The sequence below is a fragment of the Bacillaceae bacterium S4-13-56 genome (genome assembly GCA_040191315.1).
Classification (GTDB): Bacteria; Bacillota; Bacilli; order Bacillales; family JAWJLM01; genus JAWJLM01.
The window spans coordinates 1-12,287 of record JAWJLM010000102.1; the positions used below are offsets into that span (position 1 = coordinate 1).

Consider the following 12,287-nt stretch of genomic DNA (forward strand, 5'->3'; position numbering starts at 1 on the left):
TCGACAAATTCCGGGGCGTCACTGTGACCAAGTACTTATTGCTTGATCCGTTACTCATCGACTTTTACATACAAAATTCCGCATAATTTAAAGGTTATTTCCAACTTTTGTCTAATTGTATCAATATAAGGACAAAAGGAGGTATAATAATGGAATTTTATTACCCTGTTTTAAGACATTCAAACTCAGAAATGAACGCATTGAAAAACACCTGGGATTCTACAAAAGAGAGGATCATCCCTATTATCGAAGGGAAGAGAATTTCTCGAAAGAACAAAGAGAAGTGGGACAAAACTCTAAATAGTTCTGGTAAATTCTTAAAAGAGAGAGTAGGTGACAACCTATTCATTTATGATTTTAAGAATATTTTTGATAATTTGAAGGATCATTCTACTGAATTATTGAAAGATGGTTTAAACCCTATCGATTTCTTATTCAACAAATTTGTTGAGAGCGAATTAAAGTTTATACCATGTATTGATCACGACTCTCCTCAGTGGCTAATAGAAAGTGTAAAAAAGCAAAATCCCACCACAATAGCCATTAGAATAAGGTATCACGATATCCAACCTGCGTTGTATACCACGATAAATACATATGTGGAAAACATTATACAATCTGAATTCAACAACAAATCTGTTTATATAATTTTTGATTTTAAAGATGAACTTAATGAAGTAGAAATAAAGAAGAACACCAAACACTTCAATAATGATTATAAGAAGATCTTATCAATAACTAGTTTAGATGAAAGTAAAGATGTAGATAAAATGTCCTTTCAAAAAGTATCAGATAGGACTGAATTAACACTATTCAACAAACTTACTAACGAACTCCCTGAATTGTCTTTTTCAGACTATACAACTAGGTTAACTCCCGAACCAGATTTGAAAGATGGTTTTAACATGAACAACTCCTATCTAAAAATTTACTACACGACAGAAGATGGTTATTACTTAGGGAAATCTTATAAATATGATGAGGGAGAGCCCGAGAACTTCCAGGAAGTTTGTGAATTAATTACAAACTCCGGCCTTTACTCAGGGGAAAAATTTACACTTGCTGATGAAGAAATCTATAGATGCTCCCAAAAACTAGAAGAAGTTTTAACACATCAAAAAACTATAGAAATGGCAATTAATCATCATCTTCAGTTCACAATTAATGAGTTGTAAGAATCACTTTTTCTTTCCTTTAATACAGAATATACAAAGGGACGAATTATTGAAAGATCTGCCTCTTCCATAAAGAGACTTATGAGTTTGTTTTTCCTCATTTTTTTAGTCTTTTTTGGAAGACCTAAATGGTCAACTAGGTTTTCAAGATCTTTTTTCCATAGGAGTTTCAGTAAAAAGTGTTTGTCTTGGGACGAAGTTAATCGTCCCTTTCTTTTTGAGATTAAACGGTCCTTTTTTTGACTTACTACACTGACTCCCCACCAAGTTGGTATTATTTCTAAAACATCATCTAAGTATTTAGAACATGTCACAATAGTCATTCTCTCAAATAATTTGTTATAGTATTTAACCTGACGTGGTAATCTGCTTAAGTTATCAGACTCACTCTTTATTTCATACCCATGCATAATACCATTGACAACTGCTACATCAATTCTTGAAGCACCAAAATCAATCCCCAGTTCATTTATTATACATGTGGCAGGATCATGTCCATATTCTTTTATTAAATCATCCAAGAGCAATTTCCTAACATCTGCATCTTTCATTTTCATAATTAATCACCCATTTAAATAATATTAATTACATCAATATTTATCTTTATCCCACTCCATAATACTACTTTTTCACCGATACAAACCGTTTTTTCACATAAATATAATATACCGTGTAATATTGTATTGTTACAAGTATTAGTATAGAAGTCAATATCTTAACTATGTGTGCTATAAATACGTCACTTTTTCGGAATGCTATCTTTTGCTTTGGACATTCTCTTTTCATTCCCATAGGCTGTCCACTTTATTCCTAGGCAAAGGTCGTAAACGATGCGACCATCCTCATGAACTTCCCCTCGCTTAATCAGGCGGCTGAAAATATCATCACGAAATGTAGATCTTCTTCTCAGATGATACTTTTTAATGGTTTCTAACTCTTCCAACAACCAGTTCAAATCGTCCTGCATTTGATTGGCCTTCTCGATCCTCTCGTTATAACTTTCAAGTTCTTTTTCTATGGCCATGATGTTATCCGTCACTTCCTTGATCTCGGTACTATTAATATCAAAATCATCATGCTCGCGGTTGGCCTCTACTTTTTCATACAAATCATGATAATGATCTTTGATTTTATTCCTCAGTTCTTCCATCCGCCCTTGTTCTTCTTCACCTATCCCCGTTTCTTGGATCACTTGTTTAGCTTCCATTATCAGGTGCGGATGGGCCTTCATTTCCTGCAACATATCCATAAAGTTTTTCTCGATAATTTCCTCACGATAACTTTGAGCATCACACGTCGAAGAGAAGTTTTGACCTAACGCAACTTGGCATCTCCAATAATGATAGACTTTTTGTTTGCCATCGGCCTGTTTCACACTATTAGAGGAATGATGAACAAGATTCCCACATGTAGCACAATAAAAGGTTTTGAAAAATGCATCTTGGTTCGCATGCTTCTTCGTATTGTGTATTCCTCTTTTACGACGTTCCCTTTCTTGTTGGGCAGCTTCAAATGTTTCTAGTTCAATGATGGCCGGGTGATGGTCCTCAATTAAATACTGCGGAAATTCCCCTTGATTTCGAACCGTTTTGTGGGCAAGATAATCCTTTGAGTATGATTTCTGAAACAGAATATTTCCTAAGCTTTTCTCGCTTCGTAAGATATAATCCACTGTCTGAGTATTCCATGAATTTTGCCCACCAGGACTCACTATTTCATCTTCCGTTAATCCTTTCGCAATGGCTTTATGGCTTTTGCCGCTCAAGTATTCATCAAAAATCCGCTGTATTACTTTTGACTGTCCCTCGTTAATCAACCAGTCTCCTTTTTCCCCTGTATCATAACCATAAAACCGATGTCCCGGTACATTGAAGATCCCTCGCTCAATTAACTTACGGGTACCCCATTTCGAGTTCTCCGAGATATTTCTCGACTCTTCTTGAGCAAGGGTACTTAGAATCGTTAATAGGAGCTCACTTTTGTCATCTAGTGTACTAATATTCTCTTTTTCAAAGTAAACCCCATGATACTAGTTAGATAAAAAACTATATATAGGATTATATCTGTTAAAAAAACACTAGATATTGTATCTATTCCGTATTTTTAATCTTTATATAATGATGTTTTTACAAAAATAGATACTATGGGAGATAGATGTATTTTTAAATTAAGGCAAACTAATACCAATTAAAACTAAATTTCACCCCATACAAAAAAGCTGTTAGCCTACCAAAAGAAGACCAACAACCCGATATTTTAACGCTTTACTATAGCGGGGGACTAACACCAAAAATATCAAATATCAAGTTAAAGGAACTAACGTTCCTATATTCATTCGACAAATTCCGGGGCGTCACTGTGACCATACCTTATGTTTTAATCCATTGTTTAAACCGCTTGGGCAAATTATCGAGTAGATCAGGAATAACTTGTGTCCCCATTTCAATAGCTGCGAAATAATCGGCATAAGAGAAGTCGTCATCATCTTCATCAAATGTATCCATATAAGTATCGAGCATTGTATCTACTGATTCCATGACCATTTCACGGGAAAGAAAAGCCAGGTTATTTTCAAAATCACCCCAGAAATTCTCGCATTCGAAATAAGTATCCATTTCGAAGCTTAGTGCTTCATCTCGCTTCTTGAGATACTCCTTGAACATAGAATAGCTGGATTTAACTCCATGGAGCAAGTCAAAACCGTTACCAATTAAATATAATGTTGTAGGGTATTGAGTCATATGTTTGCTCATTCAATCACCTCTATCGTCATATGGAAACTTACAAATCTCTTTAAACCTTACACTAATCATTTTTTATTTTTCGCTTTCCACTTTTCATATACTGCTAAGTTGCGAATTATTTCATTACCAGGAGTAACAAAAACAACATTACTTTTTTGAGCTATAGTATTAAGTCCAAGATTCTCTGCGATAATGTCCCAAATACCTTCTTCACCTACTTCTTCAATCCAATAGTTCACATCTTCTGTTTTCAAATTGTACTCAAACTTATTATCAGCTCTTTTAAATTTAGAAACGCCACCAAATTGATTAAAAATGATAATAATCATATTTCTCCTTTCATGTGACCCATTTATATTAACTGTCGAAATTCTTCAATTATTTTGAGGTCGTCCTTATTCAATATGAATTTTTCCTCTAATTGCCTGCTTGCATCATTAAAATACTGCTCCATCTTTCCAATCGCTGAGATTTCCATTGCTAAAAAACGATATTGTTTTTCCTCTGGATTTTGTTTGACAAGGAATTCTACTGTTTTAATTGCATCCGCATGGTATGATAGTCTGGACAATGCTAACGCTTGATTCACCACTAAAATATTCTGGTTCCAATCAATGTGGATAGTTCCATTTGCAACAACCTCATAAAAAAGGCTTGCCTTATCTTCACTTTGTACGGTCAGTGCATCACCAATTAAAATAGCTGCCATCCCATAATTATGAACCTCAATACATGTTAAAATGTCTGTTAACTGTTTATTGTCTAATCTTGTTTGTTTCAATAACCTGGGTATATATCTTTGCAAATAGCTATGAAGTTGTGGAAAATAAGTAACCTTCGTATATTTCTCGTAATAAATTACAAATTCCCTTTCTAAATACAAAGAACTTAGTAAAGTAAGGGAAACTAAGATTTTATTTTGTACTGTTAATTTATCTAGCTGCTGTAAGAGAAAGCTGCTATAGTCTACTTCATTGCCAGAATGAACACCCGCACCGTTTATCCTTCTAATGCCATTATGCTTTGCATCTATTAGAGCTAATGAATGAAATGCATTTATTACTACTAATGGCTCTTTCGAGTTAGTCTTTATCTTAAGTAATTCTATAATATCAATTTCATACACATCTGATATGTCACCGAATACATCTAGCAATAATAGCCTTTCTTCAAGGTTGTTAATATCTGTATATTTACGACAGAGTAATTTAGATAAAATATGGGATGTGCCGATATTGTTTGATTTAAAAATTCGATGTAAGATCCTTATAGTGAATAAATCGTTTTGGTTCTTTTGTAGTTTGTTTTCAATAAATTGATGAACGGTTCGATACTCAGGATATTCATAACTTTTTGCATGCAACCCTTTAGGAATTTCTCTTTTCCACGTAGTTATAACTTCTGAAGAATGAAATGCTCGACCAAAATAGCTGAGTGCATTCTCAATATCCTTCCCTTCTAACAACGAATCCCAAAGGCTATCCATTGTTTCTTCTGTGTAGGATAAGGGAGTAAACCTTTTAGCTGGAATAGATGAATCGTCATAGGCTTTTTTAGGTTGAGTCGTTGTTTCAATTGCATCTGGAATTGGGGTTGGACCCAACTGACTAATCTTTAATGTTTGATCAGTCCTACATACCCGCTGAAATATTTGCAACATGTTTTGGAAAATGGAATAAAGCTCATTTGGATTTAATGCATCAAACTGAGAGAGAAGTGTTTTGATTTCAGAATTCAGATCAATATGTGCACCAATTATGTTCCGAATCCCCCTGAATCTTTCCACTTCATCTAAAATCTTCATATCGCTCTTTACCTTCTCGAAGATTGCCACAGCCTTTTGGATGCCATGCCTCTTTACCACGGTATCTAATCCATCCATATATTGCTTAGCTGAGATTGGAATATTGCGTGTAAATAATGTATCTGCAAAACTTATGACGTCAACTAGTACTAACAATTTAAAGATTAACTTAAGGTCATGTTGTAAGTTTTGATTTAGTACATCAAGTTCATAGTCAATAATTATTCTAAGAGAGTTGAGTATTGCTGGCTTTGTATGAAGTTCATGTGTGTTTATAGCTGAAACAGTATTATAGCGGCTCAAGGCAAGAACATCTGTCCCTAACATTGGCCGCTTTTCTAAATCATGCTTATCAGAAATTTTGTTAATAATAGCTTTATCTTCTTCTTTTAGAATATATTTTTCTCGTTGTCCAGGAACTAGCAGGTTCGTAATTTCTTCAGCAAGCTCGAAAAAAAATATTATCTTTTCCCCTTGAATCTCACTCCATATTTGAATCCTTTCAAAATAATCCTCTTCTTTAAAATGACCACCAAATTTATTTCGTTGTTCTTCAAGGAATTCTTCGTAAAGATTAGATAGTGCATTTAACTCGTTTTTAACCTTTGAATGCTCTATTTTAGAGCGACTTCCCTTCGTCTCGTTATTAACCATGCGTGCATATCTAATGAAATCTGGAAGACGGATCAATATTATTCGTGAAATGACTCTTTTGAAGAAACTACTGTTTTTAATAGTAAGAATTGCATTTGCAATTTGCATGTTCTTTAGAGCATACTTCATTTTTTCTAAAGCCATTTTCGAACCTCCATTTTTCAACTATGTCATTTGCTTAGGATGAACTTCCAGCAAAGTTCAATCCAATAAAACCAAAATTAAGTGTCAAACCTGTTAGATGAATACGTTTACTAAACCTTTAATACTTTTAATAATCATAAGGCATCCCTCCTTCATCTGCTTTGCTGGATTGATTCGTACATCCAATGGACATTGAGGAAAGTCCTTCCTAAAGAAATGACTGTTTACTATAATTCTCAAGACAATGAATATTTAAAAATGTAAGACTCTACGACTTCAGAAGTCTCATGAAATTTTCAGAATAAATTTCCATAACCTCTTGTTCAGGTCTATTTAAAAGCTCAGCTGATTTAGTAAATATAGTATCAATAAAATCTAGGTCGTAACTATGTTTCGTAACATTTGTGAAAGGGGCGTCACTCTCAATAAGTAACTTATCCGTTGGAATTCGTTTAACTACTTCCCTTCCCTTTTTGCTATTAAGCATATTTGTGTTAATTGAAAAATAGTAGCCAAGATTAATGGCCCTATCTAATTGCCTCATTGTTCCTGAAAACCAGTGAAGAATAATTCCATTGTCTTTACTTTCACCTATTATATCCATAACCTTATCCGCTGCTCGCCTACTATGAACACTTATTATTTTGCCTTTATACTGATTACAGGCTCTCATTATTTCTTTAAATACTTCAATTTGATCTTGGTCTTCTCCCCTAGTAAAATCCAAACCAACTTCACCAATATATCTACTTGTTTTTACAAATTCATGAAATATTGGTAGTTGTGATTTAAATTGTTGAACCAATTCAGGATGTAACCCTAACGCAAATCTTACATACTTGTATTCAATGTATTCTCTAATATACTTTTTATACAAATCAGGGACATTAGTTACAACTATTGTATAGCTACGTGAACTTTCAATATAATTAATGCAATCCTTCATATTTTTATACAAATCAATATGAGCATGGGTATCGTATTTAAGAATTTTCATTATACTCCTCCAGTAGACTTTTCAGTTCAGTTATTCCCCGCTTATATATCGATTCATATCTTTCAATATTATCCATTAATGGTCCAGATGTTTGAATTGTTAAAAAGGCTTTTTTCTCATCATATTTCTGTAGGCCAAGCAAATAGGAATTTAGATTTGTTCTCGCTGTATCTCCGGATGTAAAGTTTGGATCATAATATTGTGTACTTTCATCAAATCCTGCCTTCTGTATCGATGCCCTACGGATTACACACGGTAGACATGTTCCACAATGTTGAGTTTCACTTTCACCACGCATTCGGCCAACATCAGGATGCGAGCATGACATAGTTTGTGCAATATTTTTCTTCAAAAAGTCCTGATTCTTACATTCAATTATCATTTCACCCTTGGTCTTAAATTGATATGGATTTTTAATATGAATCTTAAATCCCAACTCGTCTAGAAGTTGCTGGAGTAGTCCCATATAGTATGGGTGTGTCGTCCGGGTACTACTAGTGCCCATTCGGGAATAAGTAAGTGGAACATTTAATGAAATAAACCCATTCTCCGGCACAATTAAATCCATATCTCCTTCAAAACAGGATGCTAAAGCTATAGCATGAGAGAAAAACATAAAGGATCTGGCCCGCATTGTATCTTCTATTCCTCCAGGGGGAGCAGCAAAGAATGAAAAGAAATTGTTATCACTGATTTTAAATTCTTTAATAAATTCCTTTTGCAACAACTCTTGATACTCTCGTACGCCTTTACCTCCACCGTAATGACTAACAAATATTGTATCATTTACATTGTCCTGTAGCAGGTCAATAGCTCCGATAAAGGAATCCAATCCACCCGAAAACATACATATACTATTGGCATGGATCTTTACTTTTTTACTTTTTTCGTATTTATCTCGATACACTTTTTCTTTGTCGGTAAAGTCCCTTTTGCGGAAACTTACCTTCCAGTTATCTCCACTTAGGAAATCAAGAATAACCTTTATCAATTCCTTTTTTTCATTCATACTCTCAATGTTTAAAACCGGGAGATGGATATGTATGTCTCTTTTCCAACCATCCGCTGCGTCTTTTCGTAAAAAATACCGATCTGCACCGTATACCGCCAAAGATAGCATCAATATATCTATGCCTTTAGTACTTATATAGTTGGGCAATGTCTCCAGTTGTGAATTCCAGAATGTATAACGATAATCATTTATTTCACATAATTTTCCGCCTTCAGGAACTGGGTAATCATCTTCCGCATTAAACTTGTATACTAATTCCACTGATATTTCACCTCCATGCGTCTATTAATAACTAAAGATAGCCTTCAAATGCCTGGTAGCATTTAATGAATAAGTTATTTATCTCATTGGGTATACTTTTTGAAGAATAATCCAGTGTTTCAGGATGAATTTCTCTTACTCTTAATTCGACCTTAACCTTTACATAATCCTTAAGTTCTTGTTCCTTTTGCACCGCAACCTTAGGATTATTTTCATACTTCTCAAATCTACTTTGAAGATCGCTCATGACCCTTTTAAAAATATATTCACTCATAAAGACCTCCAAGATTTTCCTGAAAGTAAGTTCATCGATTCGCCGTAACGATTCTATATCTCCATCATTTTCAGTGATAACCTCATACATCTCAGCTACGGCTTCATTTGCAGCTCCTCTTGCAGCCATGTCTTCTTTAGAATTGGATTTCCCTGATATCACGTTAACTAGTTCCGATAATAGTGATTTGATTCCTTTTCCTACATAGTCAATTTGTAATGACTGCAAAGTCGCTTCAACACCAATATTTCTAAAATCCTGGAGGATCCTTCCTAAACTAACTGCAGTGCTTCTTCCTGCAGCAGATGTTCGAGCCAACTGCTTTGAACCCCCAGATGCTCCTACATAATGATTCATAACACGTCCCCGATTAGATGAAAGACCCTTTACATAGTTTGTCATAGCCGTCTTTGCATCCTTCCACCTAAAGGCAGGGACTATTGGTTGTTCTAGGCTTTTGTCCTGATCATCTGGCTGGTCAGGATCAGCAGAGTCTCCGTTTGACGGCTCCATTTCCTCCGGTTCAGGTGGTATGCCATCATCTTCACTGTTATCTGGAACGGGATCTTTATAGTCATCTGGAAGCAAGGAATTAACTGGTCCGTCAAAAATGCTGGATGTGCCCATATTACCCCTCCCTTTCTGCTGCAATAAAAGAAGTTAATTTTGGATTCTCCTTAACCCAGTTATCTAGTATACTATCAATTTCAGATAATTTTCTTATTTCTCTCCCAAAGTTTCGAACCCGGGGAATATGTGGAGGCTTAATTCTTGTACCATCTATGGATTGCAAACCTTTGATAATACTTACGTGTATGCCTTCCTTTTTACCCCCCCACTCTAGTAAAGCTCTCAATTGCATATCCACAATTTCTGTTGATTCTTTAATCCGGCCAAATAGATGCTCTATAATCAGCGCCACTTCATAGTTGTTAACACTACCTGCATTTTGTATAGCAGAATTAAGACCTGATTGTGTTCCCGCAAGTAGATTCTTTAGAACATCTTGGGCTTCCTTACTAAGTTTGGTTGTTCCTGTTTCATACTGTTTATCAAGAGAAGTTCTTCCAAAATAAAAATAGGGCCTTAAATCTTCAGAACCAATATATGGTTCTTTTTCTATCCAATTTTTTACCCAGCTATCCTCTTCCCAGGTCTTTAATTTTTCAAGTTTATTTAGTTCTCCTTTTTCAAAATACCTTAACTCTATTATACTTCCATCAATATCTATTTCTGCATCTACAAGTTCCGAGAACATTCTAGGTTTGAAATACTCAAGCATCATTATTTTCGAAAGTATTCTTTTATCCAAATCAATTCCTTTATACTTAGCCATATTCATTCGCATTTCCATTGAATTTAAGAATCGCTTACAATGCCTAGGATTGCCATTCAAACCACCAGCCAGAACTGATGAAAGTTGTTTAGCAACTTCTAAGCTAAGTTTTACTTTGTCTCCAATTTCGGAATCATATTCTTTAAGAACTCCATAATCCAATTTGAAATTAAAGAAATTTTCCTTCTTTTTGTCATGAACTAGGGCTATAACCTTTTCAAAATCATCGGTATTTAATTCTTTTTGCATAAATAGCAGAGCTATATATAATTCCACTTCACTAGCACTTAGTCTAGGTATTCTTACAGGATATTGAATAATTTTTTCCAAATACTCCTTTCCTATATCGATTCCATATCCTTCTATTTCATTAAATTTTGTTTGCACGGCATAAGATATATGTCGCTCATCAGCTCCGATAATAAAAACTGTATTTCCGACATACAGAAAAAGCCGGATAGCTTCTAATGTATCAAGAATAGTGTCGGGACTGCATCTATCTAATTCATCAATAAATACAACAAGCCTCTCAATCTTGGTTTGTTTTAATAGCTTATCAAAATTCTCACGAAAAGCATTTAAATCTTCCCTTAATTCCTTGTTACTCAGTTCTGCCTTGATTGTATCTATCCAATCATCTTTAATTACACCATCTGGGGAAGTAACCGCTTTTTCTATAACTGTCGATAATGCAACATCTGCTAAGACATTACTACCTCCAGTTAACAAGAAGCCTGTTCCCGATCGAATTGCTTTTTTAACTAATTTCATTTTATCAATACTCTTATAAAGGCCTGCAATACATTTCTTAGCTGTTTCATCAAGTGAACGATTTTGTTCTATAGTGTCTAAGATATTTCCAAGTAGTGCAGTTTTAGCATCTTCATAATCTTCAAACAGCCATCCATTAAAATAAATACTCTCCGTATCTTTTTCTTCTTTGAGTGAAGTAATACTCATATTGATAAGACTAGATTTACCACTTCCCCAATCACCATACACACCTACTGTAGAGGGAAGAAGGGTATCATCTTTTATAATATTACTAACCGTAACTATCAAATAATCAAAGTCTAGAAAATCAAGTTCTGTTTCACTATCTTTCCACATATCAATTCACCCCCTGAATTGCTCAATACTGCCATTTCTAAGCGCTATCATATCATTCACAGCAATAACAACAAAAGGTTCTAAAGAACTTTTGTTCCTCAGAACCTAAAATTTATAGATTTTACTTTACCTTATAATAATCTACATACCAGTCTGCAAACTTTTGCAGGCCTTCTTCTATTGAAGTTTCAGGTTTAAATCCTATAGCTTTCTGCAATTGATCTGTCGAAGCATAAGTAGCGGGTACATCACCTGGTTTAATAGGTTCAAAAATCTTTTCAAATTGGACTTCTTTTCCTAGAGCTTTACTTAAGACCTTTTCTAACGTTTCAATAAACACCATCAACTTCTCCGGACTATTGTTTCCGATGTTAAAGACTTTATGTTGAACATCACCTTCAGGTGGATTACTTAATAATCGTTCAATTCCTTCAGCGATGTCATCAATATAAGTAAAGTCCCGATATAGATCATTCTCAAAATCACCATTATTGAAGATCTTTATAGGCTCACCATTAAAGTACTTATCTGCAAATCCAAAATAAGCCATATCTGGTCTCCCCATAGGGCCGTAAACAGTAAAGAACCGAAGTCCAGTAGCTGGAATCTTGTAAAGGTGGCTATACGTATGAGCCATCAATTCATTTGATTTCTTTGTAGATGCATAAAGTGATACTGGATTATCTACAAAATCTGTTTCTTCAAATGGAACCTTTTTATTGGCTCCATAAACAGAACTAGACGATGCATATACAAGATGATCCACTGGATTATAT

General features: G+C 34.6%; 11 protein-coding genes. 1 reads left to right on the forward strand and 10 read right to left on the reverse strand.

All coding sequences use genetic code 11. The features are described 5' to 3' along the window. Positions 1–149 precede the first annotated feature (149 nt). Complete coding sequence (locus tag RZN25_16880; protein MEQ6378488.1) at positions 150–1,175, forward strand: hypothetical protein; 1,026 nt, start codon at positions 150–152, stop codon at positions 1,173–1,175. On the opposite strand, the gene RZN25_16885 is transcribed toward RZN25_16880, so the two are convergent. From RZN25_16885 to RZN25_16930, 10 genes are all read right to left on the reverse strand, one after another. Next, positions 1,151–1,732 carry a sce7726 family protein gene (locus RZN25_16885; GenBank protein MEQ6378489.1) on the reverse strand — a complete coding sequence of 194 codons (582 nt, stop codon included), beginning with the start codon at positions 1,730–1,732 and terminating at the stop codon, positions 1,151–1,153. The two genes, RZN25_16880 and RZN25_16885, sit on opposite strands and share 25 nt — an antisense overlap. Before the next feature lie 182 nt (positions 1,733–1,914). After that, entirely contained in the window at positions 1,915–2,991 is a 1,077-nt protein-coding gene (locus RZN25_16890) for a recombinase family protein (GenBank protein ID MEQ6378490.1), read from the reverse strand. Between the two features lie 553 nt (positions 2,992–3,544). Continuing rightward, positions 3,545–3,928 (reverse strand): AbiH family protein, encoded by a 384-nt coding sequence (locus tag RZN25_16895; GenBank protein ID MEQ6378491.1) that lies wholly within the window; start codon positions 3,926–3,928, stop codon positions 3,545–3,547. A gap of 56 nt (positions 3,929–3,984) precedes the next feature. Further along, positions 3,985–4,248 (reverse strand): hypothetical protein, encoded by a 264-nt coding sequence (locus RZN25_16900; protein ID MEQ6378492.1) that lies wholly within the window; start codon positions 4,246–4,248, stop codon positions 3,985–3,987. Positions 4,249–4,271: 23 nt separating this feature from the next. Next, positions 4,272–6,521, reverse strand: a complete 2,250-nt coding sequence (locus RZN25_16905; GenBank protein MEQ6378493.1) for a hypothetical protein — start codon at positions 6,519–6,521, stop codon at positions 4,272–4,274. 268 nt (positions 6,522–6,789) lie between these two features. Then, positions 6,790–7,518, reverse strand: a complete 729-nt coding sequence (qatD, locus tag RZN25_16910) for a Qat anti-phage system TatD family nuclease QatD (protein MEQ6378494.1) — start codon at positions 7,516–7,518, stop codon at positions 6,790–6,792. Then, positions 7,505–8,791, reverse strand: a complete 1,287-nt coding sequence (qatC, locus tag RZN25_16915) for a Qat anti-phage system QueC-like protein QatC (protein ID MEQ6378495.1) — start codon at positions 8,789–8,791, stop codon at positions 7,505–7,507. Before qatC ends, qatD begins: the two co-directional genes overlap by 14 nt. A 31-nt stretch (positions 8,792–8,822) precedes the next feature. After that, positions 8,823–9,692: a hypothetical protein gene (locus tag RZN25_16920; protein MEQ6378496.1), complete on the reverse strand. Its 870-nt coding sequence runs from the start codon at positions 9,690–9,692 to the stop codon at positions 8,823–8,825. Between the two features lies 1 nt (position 9,693). Then, positions 9,694–11,511, reverse strand: a complete 1,818-nt coding sequence (locus tag RZN25_16925) for a P-loop NTPase fold protein (GenBank protein ID MEQ6378497.1) — start codon at positions 11,509–11,511, stop codon at positions 9,694–9,696. A 121-nt stretch (positions 11,512–11,632) separates the two neighbouring features. Then, positions 11,633–12,287, reverse strand: a 655-nt coding sequence (locus tag RZN25_16930; protein MEQ6378498.1) for an NAD-dependent epimerase/dehydratase family protein, incomplete at its 5' end; no start/stop codon positions are given.

Excerpts from the sequence above, each read along its gene's own strand:
- RZN25_16920 (MEQ6378496.1), bottom strand. The coding sequence starts at position 9,692 with ATGGGCACATCCAGCATTTTTGACGGACCAGTTAATTCCTTGCTTCCA.
- RZN25_16895 (MEQ6378491.1), bottom strand. The coding sequence starts at position 3,928 with ATGAGCAAACATATGACTCAATACCCTACAACATTATATTTAATTGGT.
- RZN25_16905 (MEQ6378493.1), bottom strand. The coding sequence starts at position 6,521 with ATGGCTTTAGAAAAAATGAAGTATGCTCTAAAGAACATGCAAATTGCA.
- RZN25_16925 (MEQ6378497.1), bottom strand. The coding sequence starts at position 11,511 with ATGTGGAAAGATAGTGAAACAGAACTTGATTTTCTAGACTTTGATTAT.
- qatD (MEQ6378494.1), bottom strand. The coding sequence starts at position 7,518 with ATGAAAATTCTTAAATACGATACCCATGCTCATATTGATTTGTATAAA.
- RZN25_16880 (MEQ6378488.1), top strand. The coding sequence starts at position 150 with ATGGAATTTTATTACCCTGTTTTAAGACATTCAAACTCAGAAATGAAC.
- RZN25_16900 (MEQ6378492.1), bottom strand. The coding sequence starts at position 4,248 with ATGATTATTATCATTTTTAATCAATTTGGTGGCGTTTCTAAATTTAAA.
- RZN25_16885 (MEQ6378489.1), bottom strand. The coding sequence starts at position 1,732 with ATGAAAATGAAAGATGCAGATGTTAGGAAATTGCTCTTGGATGATTTA.